Annotated in this window: 21 protein-coding genes, 1 pseudogene and 1 riboswitch; of the genes and pseudogenes, 12 read left to right on the top strand and 10 right to left on the bottom strand. The window is 41.3% G+C overall.

The window, feature by feature from the left end; genetic code table 11:
* Positions 1 to 131: 131 nt before the first annotated feature.
* The 6 genes from CEF19_RS08370 to CEF19_RS08340 all read right to left on the bottom strand — a co-directional run bounded on the left by CEF19_RS08370 (position 132) and on the right by CEF19_RS08340 (position 6,338).
* Positions 132 to 575 carry a DUF4362 domain-containing protein gene (locus CEF19_RS08370; protein WP_100405672.1) on the bottom strand — a complete coding sequence of 148 codons (444 nt, stop codon included), beginning with the start codon at positions 573 to 575 and terminating at the stop codon, positions 132 to 134.
* Between the two features lie 40 nt (positions 576 to 615).
* Positions 616 to 1,341 carry a class I SAM-dependent methyltransferase gene (locus tag CEF19_RS08365; RefSeq protein ID WP_100405671.1) on the bottom strand — a complete coding sequence of 242 codons (726 nt, stop codon included), beginning with the start codon at positions 1,339 to 1,341 and terminating at the stop codon, positions 616 to 618.
* A 489-nt stretch (positions 1,342 to 1,830) separates the two neighbouring features.
* The gene (locus CEF19_RS08355) at positions 1,831 to 3,744 is read right to left on the bottom strand and encodes an FtsX-like permease family protein (protein ID WP_100405669.1); all 1,914 of its coding nucleotides are present in this window, start codon (positions 3,742 to 3,744) and stop codon (positions 1,831 to 1,833) included.
* Positions 3,731 to 4,519, bottom strand: a complete 789-nt coding sequence (locus CEF19_RS08350; RefSeq protein ID WP_100405668.1) for an ABC transporter ATP-binding protein — start codon at positions 4,517 to 4,519, stop codon at positions 3,731 to 3,733. Before CEF19_RS08350 ends, CEF19_RS08355 begins: the two co-directional genes overlap by 14 nt.
* A 104-nt stretch (positions 4,520 to 4,623) precedes the next feature.
* Positions 4,624 to 5,646: a sensor histidine kinase gene (locus CEF19_RS08345; protein WP_227521955.1), complete on the bottom strand. Its 1,023-nt coding sequence runs from the start codon at positions 5,644 to 5,646 to the stop codon at positions 4,624 to 4,626.
* Positions 5,647 to 5,660: 14 nt separating this feature from the next.
* On the bottom strand, positions 5,661 to 6,338 hold the full coding sequence (locus CEF19_RS08340; RefSeq protein WP_100408250.1) for a response regulator transcription factor: 678 nt from the start codon (positions 6,336 to 6,338) through the stop codon (positions 5,661 to 5,663).
* A 282-nt stretch (positions 6,339 to 6,620) separates the two neighbouring features.
* Between CEF19_RS08340 and CEF19_RS08335 the strand changes: the two genes are divergently transcribed.
* From CEF19_RS08335 to CEF19_RS08325, 3 genes are all read left to right on the top strand, one after another.
* On the top strand, positions 6,621 to 6,803 hold the full coding sequence (locus CEF19_RS08335) for a CsbD family protein (RefSeq protein ID WP_100405667.1): 183 nt from the start codon (positions 6,621 to 6,623) through the stop codon (positions 6,801 to 6,803).
* 220 nt (positions 6,804 to 7,023) lie between these two features.
* Positions 7,024 to 7,854: an undecaprenyl-diphosphate phosphatase gene (locus CEF19_RS08330; RefSeq protein ID WP_100405666.1), complete on the top strand. Its 831-nt coding sequence runs from the start codon at positions 7,024 to 7,026 to the stop codon at positions 7,852 to 7,854.
* Positions 7,855 to 8,013: 159 nt separating this feature from the next.
* On the top strand, positions 8,014 to 8,226 hold the full coding sequence (locus CEF19_RS08325; RefSeq protein WP_100405665.1) for a DUF4083 domain-containing protein: 213 nt from the start codon (positions 8,014 to 8,016) through the stop codon (positions 8,224 to 8,226).
* A gap of 539 nt (positions 8,227 to 8,765) precedes the next feature.
* Here the strand turns inward: CEF19_RS08325 and CEF19_RS08320 are convergent.
* A complete protein-coding gene (locus CEF19_RS08320; RefSeq protein ID WP_227521954.1) occupies positions 8,766 to 10,235 on the bottom strand; it encodes a S8 family serine peptidase in 1,470 nt (489 codons plus the stop codon).
* A 101-nt stretch (positions 10,236 to 10,336) separates the two neighbouring features.
* Positions 10,337 to 10,418, bottom strand: a riboswitch (cyclic di-GMP riboswitch).
* A 363-nt stretch (positions 10,419 to 10,781) separates the two neighbouring features.
* Between CEF19_RS08320 and CEF19_RS08315 the strand changes: the two genes are divergently transcribed.
* The 6 genes from CEF19_RS08315 (at position 10,782) to CEF19_RS08290 (ending at position 18,914) form a co-directional block, all read left to right on the top strand.
* On the top strand, positions 10,782 to 12,959 hold the full coding sequence (locus CEF19_RS08315) for an S-layer homology domain-containing protein (protein WP_100405664.1): 2,178 nt from the start codon (positions 10,782 to 10,784) through the stop codon (positions 12,957 to 12,959).
* A gap of 158 nt (positions 12,960 to 13,117) precedes the next feature.
* The gene (locus CEF19_RS08310) at positions 13,118 to 13,363 is read left to right on the top strand and encodes a hypothetical protein (RefSeq protein WP_100405663.1); all 246 of its coding nucleotides are present in this window, start codon (positions 13,118 to 13,120) and stop codon (positions 13,361 to 13,363) included.
* 64 nt (positions 13,364 to 13,427) lie between these two features.
* Positions 13,428 to 13,691: a hypothetical protein gene (locus tag CEF19_RS08305; protein WP_100405662.1), complete on the top strand. Its 264-nt coding sequence runs from the start codon at positions 13,428 to 13,430 to the stop codon at positions 13,689 to 13,691.
* 157 nt (positions 13,692 to 13,848) lie between these two features.
* Positions 13,849 to 15,237 carry an efflux RND transporter periplasmic adaptor subunit gene (locus CEF19_RS08300; protein ID WP_100405661.1) on the top strand — a complete coding sequence of 463 codons (1,389 nt, stop codon included), beginning with the start codon at positions 13,849 to 13,851 and terminating at the stop codon, positions 15,235 to 15,237.
* Position 15,238: 1 nt separating this feature from the next.
* Positions 15,239 to 18,355 carry an efflux RND transporter permease subunit gene (locus tag CEF19_RS08295; protein ID WP_100405660.1) on the top strand — a complete coding sequence of 1,039 codons (3,117 nt, stop codon included), beginning with the start codon at positions 15,239 to 15,241 and terminating at the stop codon, positions 18,353 to 18,355.
* A complete protein-coding gene (locus CEF19_RS08290) occupies positions 18,336 to 18,914 on the top strand; it encodes a TetR/AcrR family transcriptional regulator (protein WP_198510261.1) in 579 nt (192 codons plus the stop codon). Before CEF19_RS08295 ends, CEF19_RS08290 begins: the two co-directional genes overlap by 20 nt.
* Positions 18,915 to 18,996: 82 nt before the next feature.
* On the opposite strand, the gene CEF19_RS08285 is transcribed toward CEF19_RS08290, so the two are convergent.
* Positions 18,997 to 19,434: a hypothetical protein gene (locus tag CEF19_RS08285; RefSeq protein WP_100405658.1), complete on the bottom strand. Its 438-nt coding sequence runs from the start codon at positions 19,432 to 19,434 to the stop codon at positions 18,997 to 18,999.
* A gap of 222 nt (positions 19,435 to 19,656) precedes the next feature.
* The gene (locus CEF19_RS08280) at positions 19,657 to 20,091 is read right to left on the bottom strand and encodes a hypothetical protein (protein ID WP_100405657.1); all 435 of its coding nucleotides are present in this window, start codon (positions 20,089 to 20,091) and stop codon (positions 19,657 to 19,659) included.
* 786 nt (positions 20,092 to 20,877) lie between these two features.
* Between CEF19_RS08280 and CEF19_RS08275 the strand changes: the two genes are divergently transcribed.
* A complete protein-coding gene (locus CEF19_RS08275) occupies positions 20,878 to 21,795 on the top strand; it encodes a sensor domain-containing diguanylate cyclase (protein WP_100405656.1) in 918 nt (305 codons plus the stop codon).
* Here CEF19_RS08275 and CEF19_RS23110 read toward each other — a convergent pair whose 3' ends face one another.
* The gene (locus CEF19_RS23110) at positions 21,796 to 22,203 is read right to left on the bottom strand and encodes a hypothetical protein (protein WP_157800913.1); all 408 of its coding nucleotides are present in this window, start codon (positions 22,201 to 22,203) and stop codon (positions 21,796 to 21,798) included.
* Positions 22,204 to 22,339: 136 nt separating this feature from the next.
* Between CEF19_RS23110 and CEF19_RS08265 the strand changes: the two genes are divergently transcribed.
* Positions 22,340 to 22,543: a PLDc N-terminal domain-containing protein gene (locus tag CEF19_RS08265; RefSeq protein ID WP_100405654.1), complete on the top strand. Its 204-nt coding sequence runs from the start codon at positions 22,340 to 22,342 to the stop codon at positions 22,541 to 22,543.
* Positions 22,544 to 23,687: 1,144 nt separating this feature from the next.
* Positions 23,688 to 25,934 (top strand): annotated as a pseudogene (locus tag CEF19_RS24105) (rhamnogalacturonan lyase); the annotation flags it as partial.
* Between the last annotated feature and the right edge of the window lie 96 nt (positions 25,935 to 26,030).

The following is a 26,030-nucleotide window of genomic DNA, read 5'->3' as shown; positions in this document are numbered from 1 at the left end:
AGATAGATACATTCCTAGTTTACTAGATTTTTTTAGGGAATGCTTAAAAAACTTTTTGTAAATTTGTACGTGAGGTGAGGATGTATTGGAACCCCGAGTTCGGGCTCCAAACTGATAATCGCAAAAAATAGTTACTTTTCAATTTGTAATATACTATTATCCATTGAATGTTCGAAGCAGCCTGTAAGCACGTACCTTAAATTCTGAGTGGTTTCAGCTACATCTAATCCTTGGCAAGTTACTGTCTCAATCCGTCCAGAACCATATGGATCTCGCGTATAATCTGTTGTTGAGTGAATTTGTTTTCCGTCATAGGAAAGGTCATGAAGCATCGCATCGCCTTCTGTTGTATAGCTGACGAGTCTCACCTCATCCACGGTCCCGGTCCTTGTGTTGCTAATGAATTCATCTAACCTCTCAAGATTCGTCAACTCCCCATGCCGATCAACTACATCTTCGGCTGAAGGTTGGTAGGGGACGGTTTGTTTTGTAGGTGCCATCTGTTTTTTTATGCTAAATTGGTTGCATGTCGCCAAAAGAGAAAAAATTAGAATTAAAAAGTACATTTTATTCATAAATCTATTTCCACCTTTTACTTGAAAAGTCGATAATCAGTTAGCGTCTCTTTTTCCCCTCTTTACGAAAAGCCTTGATAATAAGAAAGTGAGGGTTCCTCATTAACTTTTCGTACCCTTCAGCTGATGCTATCTTGAACTGGTTGGTCGGCTGTGGTTCAATCAGCTGTTCAACGGTAAAATGCAGCATCGTTTCATTTAAAATACTTTGAAGGGAACGACGGTATAAAGGAACGTTAAAGGTTCTCCCTTCCTTCTTCCACGTATCGATAACCTGCTCCGTTGTAAAGTAATCCCCGTGTTTGGATAGCTTGATATCCATAAAAGGATGGTGTACAGAATACAGGAGGCAGCCACTAGGTTTTAGTATTCGTTGAAACTCATCAAACGTAGGCGTCCACTCAAGTAAATAGTGAAGAGTTAACGAACTCACAATAAAGTCAAACGACTGTGCCGCAAAAGGCAAGGGCTCTTCCAAGTCTGCACATAAAACCTCCGCCTGGGTTCCGACACGTCTCTTCGTGGCAGCAACCATATTCGGACTAACATCAGTTGCTGTGACGCGGGCACCACGCAGGATAAGTTGCTCGGTATACCAACCCGCTGCGCAGCCTGCATCAAGAATGTGTTTGCCACTTAAGTCCTGAGGTAGCTGGTTTAACATAGAAGGTCGTTCGTATTCACTGTTATAAAGACTTGTGTTATCAACGCTGTGTTCATAGATGGGGGCGAGAGAATCAAAGGTATTGATTATGTGTTCTTTCATAGGTCACCTCGAAAAATTATTTGCGTACGATGATAGTATTTATTCTAGTCTACTAGATAATGGGAAAAGAGTGGGTTTTTTTATTGGGATTTTTAAGGGGAATTTAAGCATGCCGGTTAGAAAAAATCTATTGTTATTTGTTTCTTCTTCTGTACTAGCATTAAGCTGGCTTATCCATTTGTTGTGTGGAGTGGGAATGTATATGAAGTTACTGATAAGAGGTAGGAGACGAGGCCACTGAAAAAGTCTCTTTTAGCAGATTCAAGGAGGAAAAGGATGAGTAATAACGTTAAATGATATTAGCATCTTGGCTAAATTCTTAAAAAACTTGGACAGTAATCATTACGCATATCTTCACAAGGGCCTGATGACTGGATTAAATTGAAAAGAAGTAAGGCCTGTTTATTTCAGATAAGGCCTTACTTCTTTTCATCCAACAATCGAACTTTTTAGAGCATCAAAGAAGATGCAATGGCTCCGCACGTTGCATTATAATGCCCTTTTAACTGTATTCCGGTAATAACCGACAGTTAGGACGGCAAACGTCAGGTAAATTAATGCATAAAGTACCATTGCGATAGAAGCAGGAAGGGTAATATCTGATAGAAACAGGAACGATGCAGCTTTAATAGCAAACACAGAATGCGCTAAGCCAATAGCGAGCGGTAGACCGAAAACAAATGCCTGTTTGCGGATAATGCCATGCATAATATCTTTCACGGTAAAGCCAAGCTGACGTAAAGTCGCATAACTCTGTTTTTCCTGTTCCGCTTCGGTCATTTGCTTAAAATATAAAATACTACCCGTCGATATTAAGAACACTAACCCCAAGAATCCGGCGATAAAAATAAGTAAACCATTGGACTGGACCGATTCGTGATAACGCGAATAATAATCCACATGTAATCCATTTTTATACTTCGATTGCTGATAGAGTTCCGAGGCCTTTGCCATATCCTCTTCATTTGTTATATGAAATCCATCAATCTGTTCAAGTTTTGCCTCTCCGCCGTCAATTAAGAGCTGTTCTTTCAGTTTATTAAACGTTTCATCATTAACTACTAATTGTGATTTGAATACTGACCAGTTAATGACATTTGCTTCTCCAATTTCAGTGATGGACATCGGTACTTGTTGATTACCGTTCATCAGCACCATTTCAAAAGGGAGATCCGATGAGTCCAAAATGCCTCTCATACTCACGTCATGAAAACTTACGCTACTTACAGAAGCTGTGACGTCCACTCCAGCGTGTTGAAGCTGTTGCTCGCTAAGGAGAACAATGTCAGTGGCAGTGTCGTTTTGTGTTGGCAATAGGTCATTATTAAATATGGCAGGAACCACAATCATATCAACTTGATTATGCTGATATACAATTCCTCTACTGTTCAACTCTTCACTAATTTCTAGCGCGAACTCTTCATTATTCTCGAACATGAAATCAAATGGCATCATTGCCCGTGTTTCTCGTTCCGTGGCATAGTACAACGAATAGGAACCAGCAATCATGGTCAGTGTCATTGCTGAAAGAACCGTGATGATGGTTAGCGAGTTGGCGTTCCCTTTCAGGCGGTGCATGAGCGGTGCTAGCGATAAACTATTCATTAATCCAAGATGTCCTTGTTTGCGTTTGCGGATTTGATAAAATAACCAGCTGATTGTGACTCGGAACATTAAGTAGGTTCCAAGAATCGTTGCTGTCAATACAATTAGCATATTGACAAAAAGCCAAGAATTTATCATACGGCCTGAGAACCAATAACCGAATGCAATAAGTGCGATTCCGAGTAATGCTAAGAAAGCTGAGATAACTGTTTTCGGTTTTTTTGGGTGCTCTCCTTTTTTATCGGAATTGAACAAGGCAAGCAAAGTATTACGGTAAACAGTGTAAATCATTTGAATCGTCGTCAATGCGAAAATCGCGATGAAAACAACCACCGTTTGTATAATGGCTGCCGTAGAAAATGAGACCTCAATAAATGTTTCATAGCCAATCAGCTTCATAAGCAACAATAAAAACACACGGGAAACGAGCATGCCCACAACGATTCCTATCACAAGTGCAATTATGCCAAGAAAAGCATTTTCAATAATCAAAAGCTTCGCAACGACACGCTTCGTCAAACCAATCAATTGATAGAGTCCAATTTCACGGCTTCTTCTTTTTAAAAAAATAGCATTGGCATAGACAACGAAAATCCCTGCGATAAATATCAGTAAGATTCCAGCAACCTTGAAAGCAGAACCCATGGAACCTCCGCTTTGCGCTATAACAGCCGAATCGTATTGCAACGTGGCAAAGACAAAGTACAACACAACACTTAAGATAAGGGCAAAGAAGTATAAGTAATAATGCTTAATGTTTTTCCGCATACTGCGAATGACTAAATCAAATAGTGTCAACGCTGTCACCCCCGAGTACAGCCTGGACGTTTAAAATGTCCTGGAAAAATCCTTGTCTCGTTTTGTCTCCTCGGTACAGTTCTGAATAGATATTGCCATCCTTCAAAAAAACAACGCGGCTGCAATAACTAGAAGCGAGGGGATCATGTGTGACCATCATAATCGTCACCCCGCGTTTTTCATTAACATCGGCCATCGTGCCAAGTAGTGATGAAGCGGCTTTTGAATCGAGTGCGCCTGTCGGTTCATCAGCGAATACCATAGATGGTTGGTTGATGAGTGCACGTGCTGCGGATGTTCGCTGTTTTTGCCCGCCTGAAATTTCATGTGGGTATTTATTAGCAAGGTCAGTAATGCCGAGAATATCCGCTATCGAGCGAAATTCAGCTTCTGCTTCTTTTTTCTTCATTTTCCCAAGGGAGATAGGGAGCAAAATGTTTTCTTTCACTGTCAATGTATCGAGCAAATTATAATCCTGGAAGATAAAACCGAGCTTGTCGCGGCGAAAAGCAGAAAGTTCTGCGTCTTTCATTCTCGAAATATCAGCATTACTAATCAAAATCGTCCCTTCTGTGGCACGGTCGATTGTGGCTAAGACATTGAGTAAGGTCGTTTTACCTGCTCCGGATGCACCCATGATCCCGACAAATTCGCCTTCTCCGACGCGTAAATCAATCCCTTTTAATACTTGTTGCACATTGCCGCGCGAACCGAAAGACTTCCTGACATTTTGTGCATGCAGTACAGTTTGTCTGTTTGTTTTTGTGCTGTTCATTTTAAATGGCCTCCCTGTTTTCTTTCTATCCATATCGTATCGTTTGAAAGTCTACTGGTCGTTTGATTTACATGACAAACAGGGTGTCCTAAGTGACAATGTTGTCATGTAAGGATTTTGTCGAAGTCATTTTCTTTCGGAAATGCCATTTCTATTGTCGTTCCTCTTCCGAGATCGGACTGCGCCGAAAGCATTATACCGAGTTTAGCTGAGACTGTTTTCGCTAGATACAGCCCGAGACCTGTTGCTGCATTATGGAGTCGTCCGGTGCCACCCGTGAACCCTTTATCGAAAATACGGGGCAAGTCATGTTCAGGGATACCAGGACCTTCATCGTGTATGGCTAGCACAACGTGACCCGTTGGCTCGCTTCTCGCAGTAATAAAAATTGTTCCGCCTTCACGACTGTATTTCACGGCATTCGTCAAAATCTGGCGGATGATAAAGCGGCTCCATTTGACATCCGTCATCACCAACGCATGAAGTCCTTCCAATTCGACAGCTACATTTTTTTCCCGGCACCAAGACATCAGTTCCCGGACCTCAGCTGAGACTAGGTTTTTGGTGACTACTGATTCCAATACATAATCCGCTTCAAGAGTAGGTAAACGTGAAATATACAATTGTTGATCGACCAGTAAATAAACGCGCAGCCATTCCGCTTCGATTTTTCGCATGGCGAGATCGCCTCGGTTCGATTCGATTATAAGTCTCATCGCAGTAAGTGGCGCTTTTACCTCGTGCACCCATGCTGCCGTATAATCACCTTGCGCCACATTTGTCCGTCGAATATCGCTCAGTTGTTTTGAAAAAGATATTCCCGCTTCGTGCAATACGTAATTGACCATTTCATCGCGCTTAAACCGAGTTTCCGGCAAAGCTTCGTACCAATCTGTAGCCGGTTCGTTTGCGAGCAAGGCCAATTGGCGTGTATACGCCATTTCTCTGCGAAAACGCCATATGAAAAATGCGATAAACATAATCAGCACCAAGACATTGACATAGACCAACGCCGATAACTCTACGCCGATTCCTGGATCCATCAAGAGCAATATATCTGTCGCTGTGAGGGAGACTAGAAAAAAGAAAATCCAACTTTTCATATCATTTAAATAACGAAAAAACATCGAAACACGCCTTCCTATAAGGTGACGGCCACATAGCCAAGCCCTTTTTTCGTAATGATCGCTTCCTCTAACCCAAGAGCGGCCAATTTTTGACGGAGCCTCGTGACGTTCACCGTCAATGTATTATCATTAACGAAACGCTCATCGTCCCATAGTTTCCGGATCAACTCATCGCGCGAGATGATTTCATCTTTCGCTTCAACCAATACCGTCAAGATGAAAAATTCATTTTTTGTCAGCTCCGCTTCCTTGTCTTTCAAGCGGATAATCCCACGTTTCAAATCAATCGTTGCACCGTTCCATTCGAGAAAATCCGAAGTTTCTTCCCCATATGCATATACTCGGCGTAATGTTGCCTGGATTTTGGCAATAAGGACATCGGAATGAAACGGTTTCTGCACGTAATCATCGGCACCCATCTGCATCGCCATCACCATATCCATCGGATGATCACGGGAGGATAAAAAGATGATGGGGACTTTCGATACTGAGCGGATTTCGCGGCACCAATGGAAGCCGTCGTAAACGGGTAATTGGATGTCCATAATGACCAGATGAGGCTTTTCTTGAGTGAAATCGGTGATAACCTTTTGAAAGTCAGCCGGCCCAGCTACACGAAATCCCCATTTTTCCAATCCTTCTTTTAATGACCGAAAAATTACCGTATCGTCCTCTACAATAAAAATAGTCATCTCCATTCCAGCACACTTCCTTCCTTTCATCCATTCTAATGGAAATTCAAATAGACAAGCAATCACAATCTATCTTTGAAGAAACAGGGTCTGAACTCTCAACTAGATTCACCCCGGAAAAGAGAAATCTTTGGGCTAGTCTATTAACTTAATAGAGGCCTCAACGTTTTAGCAGTAGGGAAGTAAGGTTAGGCTAGGGAGAAGAATAGGATCAGCTACAAATTGAATGTTTACATCCATTAAATAACGGTTATATATCTCTAAACAAAGGAGGAATTAATCATGGCAAATAACAATAACGGTGTCTCAGATAAGGTAAAAGGAGGAGTAAATAAAGCAAAAGGTGAAGTGAAGGATCAAGTAGGAAATGCGACAAACAACCAAAAGCTTCAACGCGAAGGTAAGAAGGATAAAGTAGAAGGTAATGTGCAAGAAGAGGTCGGCAAGGCGAAGGACCGCCGTTAAGTGAACCTCTCACGTATAAGGATAGGGAGCATATAAGGACGAGATCCTATATGCTTTTTTGTACTGTGACGGTTTGAAGTGAATAGAGTTTGCCCCTATAAATAAGTTAAGCATAGCCGGTTTTAAAATAAATATAATCCGCATATATCCTAACTTAATAAATTGTTATATTATTAGTGAAGTTAAAGAAAGATACTTCATTTTACCAAGGAGTTAAGTTATGGATATTAGTATGATATTGAAAGCAATTATACTTGGAATAGTGGAGGGATTAACAGAGTTTGCTCCTGTTTCATCAACAGGACATATGATTATTGTCGATGATATGTGGTTGCAATCAGAACAATTTCTAACCAAATACGTAGCCAATACGTTTAAAATCGTGATTCAGCTTGGTTCAATTTTAGCTGTTATCGTCGTCTTTAAAGATCGCTTTATTGATTTATTAGGATTCAATAAATTTCATAAAGAAAACATTCAAATAGAAAGACGTCTTAGATTATCACAAGTAATTGTTGGACTTCTTCCAGCAGCAGGGTTGGGAGTTCTGTTTGAAGATTACATTGATGAACACTTATTTTCTATTACTACGGTATTAATAGGTTTAGTAGTAGGTGCAGTATTGATGATTTTGGCAGATAGAGTTAGCTCTAAAGAACCTATGATACAGACAGTTGACCAAATCACTTTCAAGCAGGCGTTATTCGTTGGATGTATTCAATGCCTATCGCTGTGGCCCGGGTTCTCCCGATCAGGCTCTACAATATCGGGTGGGGTTTTACTTGGAATGAGTCACCGTGCCGCTGCTGATTTCACGTTTATAATGGCTGTCCCTATAATGGTAGGAGCAAGTGGTTTATCATTATTGAAAAATTGGCAGTATTTCACCTTCGAAGCAATTCCTTTCTTTATAGCAGGTTTTATTAGTGCCTTTGTCTTTGCATTACTATCCATTCGCTTTTTCTTGAAACTTATTAACAGAATCAAGCTTGTTCCATTTGCTGTATACCGAATCATATTAGCATTTGTTATTTGTATCATTTACTTTTAATGACGAGACTTCCTTAAATAAATGACTTGATATGCTCCCCTAAGATATGACTAAGGGGAGTTTTTTGCTAAGCATTTATTCAAAGAATAGCATGAACCTTGGTTATTTAAAAAATGATATAATTGGGAGATAATTCACTAAAAGGGGGGTGGAGGTAAAATGTTTCAAGATATATCATGGGGCCTAGTAATTTATCAAATCATAGCATTTGGACTTATCACTTTATTTATTTTATCATTTACTCTTTTTATCAAAAGGTTACTTAAGAACTCAGTAGAAAAAAATAATCAACTTAAAACACTCGAAAAGAAACTAGATAAAGTAATAGAAATCTTAGAAGAAGAAAAAAATAACAATTTAACAAAATCTTAAATAGATGTGAAAAAGAGTACTTAAAGAAGGTTGAACTGAGGTAGCCATAGAAAAGGCACTTGGTTATGTTTGAAGGGTTAAAACAAGTAAAATTAATTATCCATCTTAAAAACCACGAGCGGCTATCTTCGCTCGTGGTTTTGTTTTCATATTTATCATAACTAGTCGTCGCTAGTTAATAATACGGAATCTAACGTTTAAATCTATATTATTGAAATAAAACCATAAATGTAAGAGCCACTAATGTTAGGATTCCTGGGTTTTTAAGTTTTCGGTTTGTCATAAGAATTCCCTCCGCATCTCGTTTTCTTTTGTTAAGTTAATGATAACAAGTAGAGAAGTAGATGTCCGTATTTTGGTTAGGAAATGTGACAGTAAACATATATTTAGAACTCATGTTAGAAAGAGTGGGATTTTCCTAGACGAAAACGCTAATAGGTGAGGGGAGCGGCGTGAAGCAGAGAATTTCGCTGAATACTTTTTTAAAACAAAAAAGGAACGAAACCACTTTAATAAGATGGTTTGCGTTCCTCTTGAAATTACTTGATTTGAAAAAATGTCGTGGCAGAACTGTTCTCGTAATTACTCATGGTTGTATCTGCTTTCACATGGTATATCCCTTTTGTTGTCGTGGTCTTTGTTGTCATGACAAATGAAACCGTTCCATTCTGATTGGTTGTTCCAGTTGCTCTTAACACTTTGCCTTTTGGTGGTGTAATGGTTACGGTCACGTTTGCTCCTGATAAGACTTCACCAGCTTCATCTGTCACGTTTACCGCGATGCTGACCTTTTCACCGGCAAGATAAGACGTCTTGTTTGTAGTGGTGCTTGTCATCGTTTGAAGAACTTGACTGACTTCTTCCACGATAGGTTCTTGTTGCTCCGCAGATGTGTCTTGCTGAACGAGTTTCGGTGCTTGAATAAGACCGTGTCCGAACCAGTTGTCTTTGCCTGAATCCCCTAAATCAATTAAGTTTTCCTGTAACTTCAATCTTAATTCAGCGTGTGTAAGAGTTGGGTTGGCTTGCTTTAATAATGCTAAATTTCCCGCTGTGTAAGGTGTTGCCATTGATGTGCCACTCATTTGAACGTATCTATTTCCGAGATAGGTGCTTACAATCCCTACCCCTGGTGCAGCGACTTCAACTGTATTTCCTGTTGCAGAAAAGGATGCTCGATTATTACTTGAATCGGTAGCTGCCACAGCGATGGCTGAAGCATAGCGAGCCGGATAATTAACCGTATCCTCCAAGCCTTCTATTGTACCGTTATTCCCTGCCGCAGCAACGACTAAAATCCCTTGGTTATAAGCTTTATCTACTACTTGTTGTAGTGTAGATGAATGAGACGTACTGCCAAGACTAAGATTGATGATATCCATCTTGTTTGTAATCGACCAATCAATTCCGGCTATCACATCAGATAGGTAGCCGCTGCCATTGGAATCTAATGCTTTTACTGCGTAAAGATTCACTTCAGGCGCAATCCCAACTGTCCCAAAATTGTTATTTCTAGCGCCAATAATCCCAGCAGCATGAGTGCCATGACCGTTATCATCAGAGTAAGAGGTTGTATAAGCTGTAAAGGAAGCCCCGCCCGAAATCACTAAATCCTCATGGGGTGCAATCCCTGTGTCAACAACAGCAATATTTACCCCTTTTCCTGTAAATCCGCTTTCCCAAGCAGTTGGAGCCTGCGTTTGCGTAATACCCCAATCCTGAGTTTGAGTCACGTTCACGACGCTATCTGGCTCAATCACCGCGATAGTAGGATTTTTTTGTAATCCTTTCATCGCTACGGCTGGGATACTGACCGTAACGGCTGGAACATGTTTATATTCTCTATGGATTTTTCCATTTGCCTTTGAAATTATATTTTTATCGACCTTGTTTTTGAACAAGATAATGACACGTTCATCAGCTGTAGGTGCCGCTGCCCCTACAAAAGATACTGGTAATGCGGTAAAGAGTAGTGTAAAAACAATAAATATGAAAAAGACGTTCCTCACAATAATTCCCCCTTGGTTAGTTAGTAAATCATCTGCGCTTTTCTTGGTATCAAGGAAAAAGCTTATTCCGAAGAATAGTCTAGGGGATGATGCCTGTTCTATTCGGTAGCTGGCGAGCATATCAGAGATGAAGCCCCTATAGCTTTGCGTCCCATAGTTTCCCACAGTTTGCCTTTTCGGTAAATTAAATATACTAAGTGATTGATAGTTTGGATACGGTAGAACGACTTATTAAATTCCCTATACTTGTAAAATAAGGGAGCGAAAACTCGGGATAAAGAGGCAAGACCATGAGCAACCGAGGTGACAATGAAGTGGACTGTAAATGAAGGCAAGCGAATAAAGTAAGAAATTGGTTTGAGAGGAAAATGCTAATGTCTAATTGCATGTTGTTGAAATCTGGACCGAAGTAGAGGGCTACTTCAATCGTATAACAAAACCTTTTTTGATAATCTTCGAATTAATTGAATCCACTTCCCATAGTCATCTCGTCTAATAAGTGTATATATTTTACTATTTTATTAAATTCAGAGAGAAGGTCGAAGCATGAAAGTTACTATGTTAGTTGCTGTCCTGGTACTAATGGTCATGCCAATAAACGCTATCGCGTCCAAGTCATTTAGTGATGTTACTAGCGGGCACTGGGCGAAGCTAGAGATTGAATTTCTAGCAAATAAAGGAATCATTGGAGGTTACGCTAACGGAACGTTTAAGCCGTCACAATCAATTACCCGTATCCAAGCGGCGGCGATGATTACAAAAGCCCTTGGCTTAACGAAAAGTGGAGACCAAGAACCGGAATTCAAGGATATTTCCACTAAGTTTCCTAATCGAGACGTGGTCGCAATTATGGAAGAGACAGGTATTATGCGTGGCAGCGACGGAAAGTTTCGTCCGTATGAGACAGTGACACGTGGGCAAATGGCGGCTATTTTAACACGATCCTTTCAGCTAGAAAAGGTCGATAGTGTCTATTTTACAGATATCTTGCCTGAACATTGGGTGTTTGCTGATATTGGTGCTGTTGCAGCAAAAGGAATTGCAGGAGGTCGTCCGGATGGAAGCTTTGGTGCTAGTCAAGCAACGACTCGTGCTCATTTCTCTGCCTTTTTATATCGGGCATTAAATGAAGAGAAGCGATTAAATGGTCGTCTACCACTTGGAGAGGATGCTGGGTCATTTGTTGCAAAAGGAGACTGGGTTTATCATATTGAAGATTATGCCTTGCAGAAAGAGAACCTCCGGACAGGGGAACGAGTAACGATATTAGATCGTTTTGATATTAAGGATGACTATGATACGAATCAAGGAGGGGATGTGAGCTTTGGAGGAGTAGGGTTTTCAACGGGATCTCAGATTCAGGTGAAAGATGGTTGGATTTATTACCCGGTCAATTATCGAATTAACATGCAATATAGCGAGTACGATTTGTATCGTGTTCGAGAAGATGGCACAGGGAAAGAAAAGATAGCAAATTATGCTTATCAATATCGGATCATTGGTGATAAAATTTATGCCATTTCAACGGGTGATATACGCTGGGAAAATAATCGATATTTTGTAGAAGTCGTCGAGATGGATTTAAACGGAAGAAATAAAAAGATAATCGCAAAGCCGAATATCCGCTATGTTATGTCAGGTAGTTTAACCTCTCCCAATTACTATATGGCCGATTATTTGGGTGAGGAATTGATTTATTCAAATAGCACTGAAATCCGGGCGCTGAATTTAAAAACGAAAAAAGAACGAAGGCTTTATAAAGGAGAAGTAGATCGAATGGTTTTGATCGGCCATCTCTTCTATGTTGAGTCAAATGGAAATATCCTTCGCTTATCTATTAATGGAAATAAGGAAAAGATTGAGAAGGGAAGAGAACTCATTAAAAATGAGACAGCGACCGAAACCTACCTTAGTTATGAAGCGAATGGTCAGGGGAAATTATTTTTAGTAGAAGGCAACGGCACATTGAAGGAAATACATGTTGGTGGAAAGATTCAACCAGTCGAAGCAACTCTCGATTATTCGTTTGCCTTTTTTATTAAGGGAGGAGGAATGGAGGTTGTCGATTTAAAGAATCGTAGCAAAGTCCATGCCTTCTTACCAGGTTTTTATCGAGTTGAAAAAGTGTTGGTTCTTGCTAATACCTATTATTTTGGAGGAAACTACCGTGCCATAAGTGCAGCCGTTTCAAATGATTTCAAAACAGTCAAACCACTAGACCACTCAATTGAATGGGGTAAACCATTCGATGGCAGCTACTATGGACAATTATTCTTAGAGAATGGAGCTCGTTTCTTTGCGTTACATGATGACAAACAGGTCTATTCAGAAGCGGTTAAAGGATACATTCCTGATTTTAAGGTGCGCGGTGGAGAGGTATTTTTTGCCTCTGAGTTTAGTTTAGATGCTTCCTTTTATAAAATGGATAAGCAAACAGGGGCCACAGTTGAAATAATTGGCGAAGATAATCCGTCGATGTTCGAGTCAGCCTTTGCCGTCGACAGCAACTACCTTTATGTGATAGCGAGAAAAGACAATTTTGAATATGACCTTGTTGCCTTCGATTTTGAGGGGAAGGAAATTCGTCGCATATCACTTCCGGCAAAACAACCCTACTCTATTTTAGAAATAGAGGGTGATAACCTGTTACTCTATCGTTACGAGGAACAATATTTAAAGCAAGCGCCAAATCTTATTGTCGATTTAAACACATTTACCTACTAAATTCTATTAAACAATTAGGCAAACTTCCGCTAAATCGGAAGTTTGCCTTCTTTCGTGTGCTGCGCGAAGGGAAGTTGCTGAAAAACTGAGCAAAGTCGCTGAAAAGAGGTTGGAGGTTGCTGATAAACTGAGCAAAGTCGCTGAAAAGAGGTCGGAGGTTGCTGATAAACTCAGTGAAGTTGCTGAAAAACCGAGTTGCTGAAAAGAGGTCTGAAGTTGCTGAAAAACTGAGCAAAGTCGCTGAAAAGAGGCTGGAGGTTGCTGAAAAACTGAGCAAAGTCGCTGAAAAGAGGTCGGAAGTTGCCGAAAAACTGAGCAAAGTTGCTGAAAAGAGGTCGGAGGTTGCCGAAAAACTGAGCAAAGTCGCTGAAAAGAGGTCGGAGGTTGCTGAAAAACTGAGTTAAGTCGCTGAAAAGAGGTCGGGAGTTGCTGAAAAACTGAGCGAAGTCGCTGAAAAGAGGCTGGAAGTTGCTGAAAAACTCAGCAAAGTCGCTGAAAAACCGAGTTGCTGAAAAGCGGTCTGAAGTTGCTGAAAAACTCAGCAAAGTTGCTGAAAAGCGGTCGGGAGTCGCCGAAAAACTCAGCAAAGTTGCCGAAAAGAGCCCCAAAGTCGCTGAAAACGGCACGAGTAGCACCGAATTACGCGTCGAAGTTACTGAATTTGTATCCGCCGTACACCTTTTTTCCAAAAAGTTGCGCAAAGGGCATAAAAGAGTCCTAAGCCTTATGTAAGGAACCTAGATATCTCATTATTGTGAACGACAAATAAATAGTATAAAAGTCATTGACTCTCTTAGTGGGAACACATACAATTAAAATGTTAATTCAGAACTGACCGGTCAGTCAGAACGGTTTCAATAATTACGTATAAGAAGGGAAGACAAGAAGCATGGGGAAATGGCGGTTAAAACAGACGGTGCTTGTAGTGGCATTGGGCCTGATGGTTGCAGGGTGTAATGAAACAACTGAAGTGAGTGATGAGGTGTATGAAACGCCGGTTGCAGTAGAAAAAGCGACCAATGGATCACTTAGCGGTAGTAATAGGATAACAGGGGAGGCCACGCCAGGATCGGATATAAGCGTGATGCCGAAAGTCGCTGGAGAAATCATTGAAGTCTACGTAGAAAAGGGACAACAAGTCAAAAAAGGGCAAGAGTTAGCTCGAATTGATGCAGAGGCCCAGGCGCGAGCACTTAAACAAGAGGAAGCGGCGCTAAAGCAAGCGCAAAGCTCATTGCAGCGTGCGCAAAATGGTTTGAATCAAGTGGAGGCAAACTACAGGCAGGCTGTTTCTAGTAAAAACCAAGCAGCAGCTAGTTTGAAAGATGCGAAGCAAAGTAAACAAAATAATATAGAAACAATTAATCTTGAGCTGAAAAATGCTGAGAATGCATGGAATGAAGCGAAGAAGGCGTTAAAGCGAACAGAGGCTTTATTTGAAGATGGCTTAATCTCTCAAATTGAGTTCGAAGAGGCGAAGAGTGCCGAGATACGTGCAAAATCAGCTTATGAGCAAGTAGAGCTTAGTAAAAGACAAGCTGAAAGTGGAAGTCTCGCATCACCGGAAGCCTCGGTCGAACAAGCTGAGATTAGCATTGAACTCGCAAAATCAAATGTTAGAGATGCTGAGTTAAGTGTCCAGGACGCGAACATTTCAGTCGAGCAAGCTCATCTTAACGTTGAAGCGGCAAGAAAAAATCTTACAGATTATGTTATTAAGGCGCCGGCGACTGGTGAACTTGTTTCCATTGATGCCGCAGTTGGGGAAATGGTTTCAAACCAAGCGGCGATTGCCCGCTTGATTACAGTGGACATTGTCCATACGTTGGTCCGTATTCCGGCTGGACAGTTAATGCTGTTTGAAGTGGGCGATGAGGTTGATGTGGTCTTTGCAGGGGTTGAGGGCGAAAGAGTAGGGCGTGTTTCGTACATCTCACCAACAAGCGATGACTCGGGTCTTTTTACGGTTGAGGTAGAAGTGAACAATGAAGATCGGACCATTCGTCCAGGAATGGTAGCAACCTTAAACATTGAACAGATCCTTGTCGCAGATAGCATGATTATTCCGACGACAGCTGTAGTTGAACGTCAGGACGAGACGTATATTTTTATCATTCAAGATGACGTGGCAATACGTCAGGAAATTGAAGTCACTCGCTATGATACGGAATTTACCGCAGTGAGCGGGAATGTGACTACAGGAGATCTTGTTGTTGTCAAAGGGCAGAATCTTCTTAATGATGGCGACCCGGTCAGAATCGTAGAGGGGGCTAAGTAACGTGAAGCTCGTTGAACTTTCAGTAAAACGTCCAGTCGGGGTGGTTATGTTAGTTATTGCCGCCCTCGTTCTTGGAGTTATGTCCCTAAAAGACTTAGCGATTGACCTTTTCCCGCAAATGGATATTCCAGTTGCGGTTGTGACGACAACGTATGATGGTGCTGCTCCGCAAGAGGTAGAACAGCTTGTCAGCCGCCCCATAGAATCTGCGCTTGGTTCCATCGAAGGGGTGACGATGGTTGAGTCCACCTCTTCAGCTGGTTCATCCCTCGTTATTATGCAATTCGATTGGGGGCGAGAAATTGATGAGGCGATGAATGATATTCGTGAACGAATTGACCAGGTTGCCGGTATTTTACCGGAGGGAGCCAATCGTCCGTCCATTTTACGAATTGATCCACAACAAACCCCAGTGATGTGGCTTGGTCTTGCCGGAGGATCACCTGAGAGAATGCAAGCGTTAGTTGATGAGGAGCTGCAGCCTTATTTCGAACGAATTAGTGGTGTCGCTTCAGTCGGGATTGAAGGCAGTCAGCAACGTGAAATTCTAGTTGAATTAAATCGTGCAAACCTGCAGAACTATGGACTTAGTGGCTCCGAAGTGGTTCAAGCCATTAATGGGGCTAATACGAATGCATCTGCTGGGAATTTAACACGAGGTACCCAGGATCTTCAGCTACGAATAAGCGGTGAATTTACCTCACTTGCTGATATTGAACATACCATCATTCCTCTGCCACAAGGGGGAACGGTGAAAGTATCAGATGTGGCGGTGGTACAAGATACATTTAAAGAGATGACGATGCTGTCACAAGTAAACGGAGAAAATGCGCTTGTTCTTTCAATAATGAAGCAGTCGGATGGGAATACCGTTGATGTTGCAAATGGTGTCCAACGTGCAATGGGTCAGTTACAAGAAGAACTGGCACAGGAAGGTCTTGAGCTATCCGTTGTCTTAGATACGTCACAGTTTATTAAACAGTCGATTAGTAGTGTTCTCAATAATATGCTTATGGGAGCTTTGCTATCTGTTATTATTTTACTACTCTTTTTACGAAGCATACGGACGACACTCGTTATCGGATTAACCATTCCGATTGCGATTATCTCAACGTTTACGCTTATGTATTTTACGGGAGAAACGTTAAACATTCTTTCCATGGGTGGTCTTGCGCTTGGGATTGGGATGATGGTCGATAGTGCGATCGTTATTCTTGAAAATATTTTCACCAAGCTGCAGAAAGGATATCCGGTAAAAAAGGCAGCGATTGAGGGGGGCGCCGAGTTAGCTCCTGCTGTTCTAGCATCAACACTGACAACGGTCGTCGTTTTCGTACCAATTGTCTTTGTTGAAGGGCTCGCGGCTGAAATCTTTAGACCGCTTGCGTTAACTGTTGCCTTTTCTCTTTTTGCTTCACTCGTTGCAGCGTTAACGTTAATTCCTATGCTTTCCTCTAAATTCCTTGGTAATACGAAGGTTAGTTTTGACGGAGAGGACAATAAAGGCTTCAATAAGCTAATTAATAAGCTTGCCAATCGTTATGGAAAGCTGCTTAAAAAGGCGCTTCGTTTCCGAAAATCGACTCTCGCAATTACAGGTGGGTTAATTATCGCCAGTCTTCTACTCGTTCCGTTTATCGGTACCGAATTTATCCCTGGGTCTGACCAAGGCCAAGTAACGATAAGTGTCGTTGGGCAAACGGGATCTTCACTTGCGGAGACGGAGGCGATTGTAAAACAAATTAACGGAATGATGGAGCCTTATGCAGACGCCATTGATGCAAGTTATGTCGCAATTGGTGGAGGAGAAGGAGGATTTGGAGCAACTGCCTCTCACGTTGCTGATTACACCATTCAGCTTTTACCACCTAGTGAACGAGACATTACGACAGAGCAATTTAAAAAAGGCTTATCAGAATCAATTGTTGATATTCCTGGAGCAGAAATTACCGTTCAAGATGTGGATGCCGGCTTTAGCACAGGTTCCCCAGTGCAAATAAACATTAGTGGTTCCGATTTAGATATACTTGAGGACTTAGCGCAACAGGTCGTTTGGAGTCTTGAAGAAGTAAAAGGAACCGAAAACGTTGAAAGTAGTGTAGATGAAGGGCGTCCTGAACTTCGCGTGGTTGTCGATCGTGATATTGCGAGCCAATACGGATTAACGTATCAGCAGGTGATGAATGAAGTGGTTCTGGGCTTTAACGGACAACTTGCGACTCAATACCGTGCGGATGGCAGCGAGTACGACGTTCGAGTAATTCTTCCAAAGCAAGACCGTGAATCGATTCGAGATTTAGAAACGATGGTTGTTCGCTCAAATCAAGGAATCGATGTACCGATTTCTGCTGTAGCTGAATTTAGACAGGTACAAGGCCCATCTGAGATAAACCGGAGCAATCAGCAGCGTCAAGTAAGGGTAACGAGCGAAATTGATGGAAGTGACTTAGGTACAGTCTTGAAGGAAATTGAACAAAGGATTTCAGCAATGAATTTACCTGATGGGTACTCGGTCTCAACAGGTGGCCAAGCCGAAGATATGAATGAATCCTTTACCCAGTTAACGCTCGCCTTATTGCTTTCTATTTTTCTGGTATACTTAGTTATGGCGATTCAGTTTGAATCATTTATTCACCCATTAACGATTATGTTCTCGTTACCAACGACGGTTATTGGAATTTTGGTCGGACTGTTTGTGATGAATGAGCCGTTAAGCATCCCTGCCTTTATCGGGGTCATTATGCTGGCGGGGATTGTTGTAAACAACGCCATCATTCTTGTCAGCTATATCAATATTTTACGAGGACAAGGAATCGACCGCTACGAAGCCATTATCGAAGCTGGTCACAGTCGGTTGAGACCGATCTTAATGACGACCTTAACGACTGCTTTAGCGATGGTACCACTAGCACTAGGTATCGGAGAGGGAGCAGAAGCCCAAGCGCCAATGGGGGTTGTTATTATTTTCGGATTGATGTTCTCCACTCTATTTACACTGGTTCTTATACCAGTTGTGTATACAATACTGGAAGATCTCTCACACTGGTTTAAGAGGAAGTTAACTTTTAAAAGAAAGCCAAGAATAGGAGAGGTTGAAATTGCAGAAAAAGGAGAGTAAGCGGCAGTTAATTTTGCAAGCCGCGTTACAAACTTTTGTTGAAGAAGGTTACGAACGAGCGACCATTCAAAAAATCGCTCAACGTGCAGGGGTTGGAAAAGGGACGACCTATGAATACTTTCCAAGCAAGGAAACTCTCTTTTCAGAAGTAGTCTATTCGGGGATTGAGACCGTCATTGATGAGTTAGTTGCAGAATTGAAAAAGCCAGGCACGGTCTCTGACAGAATCCAGCGATTGTACGAAAAGAATGTCATCATGTTCCAATCAAAAACAGAATTAAAAGATATCATGTTGAATGAAATGGGGAAAATCCCAAAAGAAGTTCATGACAAACTCATGCTAAAGCAACTCGAGATTGTTCAACTCACCGAGCAGATAATTAGTGACGGGATCGACCAAGGTGAGCTCCGAGCAGACATTGACCCGCGCGTTGCCGCTTCGGTCATTCTTCACGGCCTCAAGGTCATCTACACGTTTGTCTTGAAGGAGGATGAACCCCTTATTGACATAGCCAATAAACAGTCTCAGCTAATCATGAGAGGTTTGTTAGCAGAATGAGTGGAAGGCCTATTTTAGAGCATTTTTTGACAATAAAATAGCATAAAAAGTAGCAACTGAATTCACTCAGTTGCTATTTTTATTATTTGATCGATAACACCACATCAGCATAAAATTCACCATCTACTATGACTTCATAACGCCATAAACCACTTTTAGGAACTGCGAAGGTAGCAGTAAAGCGTTCTAAACTAGAGTAACCTGACGATGGTTCGTCAATTTTTTTAGAAGATACCGCCGTTATTTTATCTCCCGTTTCTTTATGGTAAGCATAGATAGCTAATTCTTTTCCTTCAAAAATTTCGAAAGGTGCAGTAAAATGAAACAAATACCCAAATGATGTGCCTGCTACAAGACCGGGGTCTGGAGCAACGGTTAATAAAACTTCTCCATCTTTTACATATTCATCTCGTTCTTCCCACTCCCTTATTTCTTTTGATTCTTGTACAGTTTCCTTTGAACACGCAACTAATGAGAATACTAAAACTATGTAAAATACAAATAATATTGACTTTTTCATAAAATTCCTCCTAAAAAATTTCTTGTATTAAACTAGACGAATTAGCACTCTGATTAGTTTCTATTATTATGTAAATATTGTCATGGAATTCCAAAAGGCTATCAGTTAATCCTAACGCATTCAGTCCCGCCTCACCCAAAATAAAAAGACCCTTTCCAATCAGAAAGGGCCTTGCGTTCTAGTAAAAGGCTGTGCAATAAGGGGAAAACCGCTCTAGTTTCATTAATCTAAAGTAATGTTCGCAACATTTTCACCGTCTTGAATAGCTTGTACATTAACTTTTTTATCAGCATGTTCGTCTTTAATTTGGTCAGCATAGCGCTCAGCAAGTGCCGTGACAGAATCTTGGTCAAGCTCTGCCTCAAGCATCATTGTTGCAACAACCGTATCGCCGTCCACGTATACTTGACCACCACGTACCCCGTCTTCCTCAAGTAGCTGGGCAGTTAAATCCTCGTCGCCCGGTGAAGCGGCTTCTTCCATGTTGCTTTCTTCTTCTGGCGCATCGGTATCAGGCACATTCTCTTCGTCTGGTATTAACACATCTTCAAATACATCCTCTTTCTCATCCTGCACCTCATTTGTTTCAGAGCATGCGACGATGAAAAGTGAGAACATCACCCCGATAAGAAGTAGGAAATATGGTTTCTTTAACATCCAGTTGCCCTCCCTTCAAGCATGGTTTGGTTCACCTTAACATGGGCAGTTTCCACTAACAACGATACAAAAAACCTAATTTCGACTAAGTCTAACGAAGGTGTTTCACTTATTTTTTTCCTCTAGCTGCAGCGCGCCAAGAAATACCCACATAAACGGAAACGCCTTGCTCTTTGCAATAGCTTCACGGATTTTACCGGTAATAATCGATTCAAGAACCCAGAGCTTTACCCTAGGAGATAAGTGGGGCAGGTAGGGAGTTATCACTAAAGAAGCTCTCACTCATAAACTAGTTCTTTGGTATGGAAAATGGTGCCAATTTGCACGTCCTGTAGCATATGACGTTCGCTGAAGCATCGTTCTCTGTTGATCCACCATCCCTAATTAAAAATAATCTTCGTGTTTCCGGTTAATTTTCAGCTTTTATAGCATACCTTTAAGTAAGGGTTCAAAATTTGGTGAGTACTTGTTCGAAGGATTGCTCGTGTATAAAGTGTTTCCTTTTCGAAGCTTGCTCCCACTGGATCCCATGGGAGATTCAGCTTAAGAGATACTAGGCTTTCGAGCACGTTGTTAGCAGAATACAAAAATCGCCTACCATACATACCCGAATGGAATATATTGACTAGGACAAATTGCTAAAATGCGTGTTTAAAAATATGCAATTTTACCCAAAATATGCTATTTTTAAGGTAGTAAAAAATGAGTAGGTTTTGGTTTCGAATGAATCTTTTAAGGGTATTTACGGTTAGCGGGAGGTAAGTAATTGAAGTGGAGGAGAAGAAAATGATTCATTCTAAGGAAGAGTTTTTGGCAGAGGATATTTTAAACGCAGTAAAGGATCGAATCATTGTTATTGATATGAAAGGTCGGATTCGATCTTGTAACAAAGCGTGGCTTCAGCAAGGCGGGGCGCTCGCCCTAAACTGGCAAGGTGAAAATTATATAGAATTATGCGAAGAGACCATGCAGATGAAGGAAGAGGACGTTCACATGCTTCTTCATGGTATGCGAAAGCTATACTCGCAAACGGTGTCCGAATTCAAAATGGAATATGCTTTACCAACTGAAAGCGGAGAAAGCTGGTTCTCTCTGGCAGCGGTTCCGTTACATCCAAATAAACATGAACCAATGTTTGGCCTCGTCATTTCCATTTCCGACATAACTGAACGAAAGGAAATGGAGCTTAAGCTACGTATCTATTCAACGAAAGATCCACTCACCGATTTATATAACCGACGATACTTGGAAGACAAAATGAATGAAAAATTGCAAACGACAGGTAGTGAAGTGCTTTCTGTATTAATGATAGATATTGACAACTTCAAAGGCATTAACGATGATCACGGACATCAAATTGGTGATATCGTACTCATTGAGTTATCGAAATGCCTCAGTGACAATGTTCGTAAAAATGACGTCTGCACACGATACGGCGGAGACGAATTCCTCATTTATTTGCCAGAAACTAGCCATGACGAGGTTCATTGCTTTGCTGAGCGCATTTACCAGTACGTTAAACAAATAAATGTCCCATTGCCAGATGGTGACCCTCTCCACTTTAACGTTTCAATTGGAATCGTTACAGCACCAACAACCGTCTCTAGTCAACAATTACTAAAAGAAGTCGATAAAGCGTTATATCAAGCCAAAAAATTAGGCCGCAACCAAATCTACCAAGCTGTGGACTTGGTAGAGCAATAATTAAAACAAGCGCACACAGCAGAATGCTGGTGCGTTTGTTTGGATTGAATGCGAGCGGGGGATCTGTACTGAGGTTGGGGAGTTGCTGATAAAAAGGGCGAAGTTGCTGAAACCGATCCGGAAGTTGCTGATAAAAGTGGAGAAGTTGCTGAAACCGATCCGGAAGTTGCTGATAAAAGTGGAGAAGTTGCTGAAGCCGAGTCGTAGTTGCTGATAAGAGGGGCAAAGTTGCTGAAACCGAGTCGGAAGTTGCTGATAAAAGGCAAAGTTGCTGAAACCGCCCCGGGAGTTGCTGATAAAAGGGGCAAAGTTGCCGAAACTGACCCGGGAGTTGCTGATAAAAAGGGAGAAGTTGCTGAAACCGACCCTGAAGTTGCCGATAACCACCTCGCTCTGTCCCAAATTCATCCCAAATCCAGCCCATCCCCTCGCCAACGGCTCACCTAACCCACAAATAAACTATTAACCAAGCCCCATTCAGGAAAAAACTGAAACATTTACGCGAATGCTCACGTAAATAATGAAAGAATAGGAGCGTGAGGGCATGGGTACGGCATTGTCATTATATTTATTATCATTTTTGATTTTAATAGTGGGTGGCTTTGTATTAAACATTGTAACCAGCATATGGTGCTATCGTGATTCAATTCGTAAAGGCAACAGCAAAGAATTTAGTGTGATCATTCTAGTGGCTACGCTATTTTTTCCGGTAATCGGGTTAATTGTGTATCTGCTCATTCGAAAATGAGAGTCATCCTCCAGACCTCTTCATCCCCTTGGAAGAGGCCATGGAAAAAGGTGCGATGTTCACCTTTTTCCATGGCCTTTAAGCTATGAATGGGTTTCTCGTAGTAGATGCGTAACGTGGGGAGCCATTGCCGCTTCTTTCAGACTCAAAAAGGGTTTGGTTTTTACCTTTCTTGCCTCCAAGTGACTTGCTAACTTTGCTGAAAACCAATAAACAGCAGTTTAATAATCTTTCAATTTCAAAGTATGAGGACAAGCCTTAATAAATCCAGTTTCCGTTAATAAAAGTAAATTAATTTACAGAAGTAACTTTTTCTGTGAGTGTTTCAGTGTTTTTGAATAGTTTTTTAACATTTTTATTGTACCAAATTGAGGAAAACAGTATTAGAATTACCATATACGAGTTAAATTAAGAGTTTTTCCAACCCTACAGCTAGACCAAACCTCTAAATATCTAATCAAGATACAAGCAAATACTTTTCCGGTATACATACTTAATTACTTTAATAAATGTTTCATTGCATACTAAATTTTGATGTTTTTTACCTATGAATTTTAACGACTAACTGATCAGATGATCTGTTTTTTTATAGTCCTTTTTTTAAAAAGGGATTGGAAGCGTTTACTATTTTGGGAGGTGGTACATATAAAATTACTAGCTTGGAAACAAGAAAATAAATCGATGAAAAAGAGTAAGCACTGAAAAAGCGCGACTTGTCCTTTTCATTGCTAACTAAGCAGTGAGAACAGCCGTTACTTTATTATGGTTTTCTTATAGTAGAATGAGTGAAGTGCGGGCCATTGCTATGTAATCAAAGCACTGAACAAGATTGGTTTTTATTTTTTCAGTAGCTTCTGAAAAAAGAGGGGTTATCTGATTAGAAAAACTTTCTACTTTTCCGATTTTAATTATGGTATTTCCCTGTTTTCAGGAAGAAGGCGATTATTCAGACCAACATCTACTACTTGATTTTGGAATACGTTCTAGTTTAGTAGCAGGTGGTTATGTGCAAGTGTAGATTCGTCAGTACGAGTTATTCTGGCGTTATTCGAAGTCCCGACCTATTTGGTGGTTGAAAGCGCTTCGAAAAGGAAAGTTATTTAATTTGAGGAGGGCTATAGTGTCTAAAAAATTATCAGTTTTGATGGCGTGTACGCTAGTATTTTCATCGTTTGCTAATATTGGTGTGTTAGGATCTACAACAGCATCGGCAGAAGAAGATGCCGGTTTGAATGTCCAACTAGAGGATCTTGATAGAGGATTGGTTGCCGCCACAACAGAGGATGGCGTATTCCTAAGTTGGAGACTCTTATCCCAAGAGGTAACAGGGTATTCTAATTATGGCTTAAGAGGAACAGACTTTAACGTCTACCGTGATGGTGAGTTGATTGCCACGGTTGAAAAGAGTACAAACTTCTTAGACGCAGATGGCACAGCGGAATCTGAGTATTATGTAAGCGCTGTTGTTGACGGGGAAGAAGTTAACGGAAGCGAAAGTGACACGGTTACAGCATGGGGCGACACCCATTATGATTTACAGTTACAAAAGCCTGCTGATGGCGTGACACCAACTGGAGAAGAATATACGTATTCAGCAAATGATTTGAGTGTTGGTGACGTGACAGGTGATGGTCAATACGAATATATCGTTAAGTGGGACCCATCAAATTCAAAGGACGTTTCACAAGTTGGCTACACTGGAAATGTGTATATTGATACCTACAAACTTGACGGTACCCTTTTGTACAGAATTGACCTTGGTGTGAATATCCGTGCGGGTGCACATTATACACAATTTATGGTCTATGATTTTGATGGTAGCGGAAAAGCAGAAATGATGATGAAAACGGCTCCGGGATCAAAGATTATTCACTTTGACGAAAACGGAGAAGTGGCATCAGAAGAATATATTACTATGCCTCAAGAGGATATGGATGCAGGATATAGCAATGATGATGATTATCGTATGAGTGCCGATGATTATTATAATTATCTTGTAGACATGTTCATGACTTGGGATGAGCATGAAGAAGTGGTTGCAGGTAACTGGCCAGCGACACTTGAAGAAAGCTTTGGGATCGACAAGCAGTATGAATACCCACTTTCCGAAGCAGATGCGAAAGAGTTAGCGGACTACTTCGTGGATGAGTATGCTCCAAGTAGAAGTGCGCGTAATAAATTAAGAGAATTTGAAGGGTTTATTTTAACAGGACCTGAGTACTTAACAGTATTTGACGGAGAAACAGGTGCGGAATTGGAGACCATTCACTATAAGCCTGGTCGCCAAGATGATGGTTTAATGTGGGGAGATTATGCTTATTCAAGAATTGAGCCAGGTAATCGTGTAGATCGATTCCTTGCTGGGGTTGCGTATCTTGACGGTGAAAAGCCATCGGCAGTTTTTGCTCGTGGTTATTACACAAGAACAACACTCGTTTCCTATAATTGGGACGGAGAAAACTTGAATGAGGTATGGTTTGCAGATAGTGGCCATATCCCAATGAGTAATCCATTTAATGATAGTCCTCATGGTGGGACCGGTTCAAATCCAGAGCTTGGACAGCTTGCGGCTCAAGGGAATCATCAATTTAGTACAGCCGATGTTGATGGAGACGGAAAACAGGAAATTATCTATGGCGGGGCAACGCTAGATGATGATGGTACCTTGTTGTACAGTTCGATGGACGTGTTACCAGATGAAAGTCCTGCTGCGGGTGATTTAGCAGTATTTGGTCACGGCGATGCCCTTCATGTGGCAAATATTGATCCGGACAGAGACGGCTTAGAAATCTTTTCCGTTTTCGAAAGTGGTCCTTGGGCTCCATATGGCTTTGCCTTACGCGATGCTGCAACAGGCGAAGTGATCGATGGTGCCTATACGGGGGCAGATACTGGTCGTGGAATGATCGGTGATGTGGTTCGTGGACAAAGAGGCCTTGAAACATGGGCTGTTGATTTACGAACAGCGGATGGGACGGTACTCGGTACAAGTAGACCTGGTACAAATATGAATATCAAATGGTCAGCAGATATGGCAACACAGATTGTAAATGGTTCAGGCAATAGCTCAGTTACCATTGACGATTGGGAACTAGGTAGAATGCTTACGGATGAAGATGCACGAACGAATAATGGTACGAAAGGAAACCCTTCCTTAGTTGCTGATGTATTTGGTGACTGGAGAGAAGAATTACTAGTGAGAACAGCAGATAGTTCTGCGATTCGCATCCATTTAAGTTCAGAGGTGACGGATCGTAAATTGTTCACACTCATGCATGATATTCAATATCGAACAGGGATTGCATGGCAGAATAGTGCGTACAATCAGCCTGCTTACCCAAGCTTCTATTTTGCAACGGATATTGATTGGGACCAAATTGACGTTCCGAACGTTGGAGAATTAGAATTCATCGAAGAAGAAGGACCTGAAATCGATGTATCTGAACTGGAGGCATTACTGGCAGAGGCAAAAGCTATTTCAAATGAA

Origin of the sequence: Bacillus solitudinis, from assembly GCF_002797395.1 — a bacterium.
Classification (GTDB): Bacteria; Bacillota; Bacilli; order Bacillales; family Bacillaceae_D; genus Halalkalibacter_A; species Halalkalibacter_A solitudinis.
This window is presented reverse-complemented; position numbering and strand designations above follow the sequence as displayed.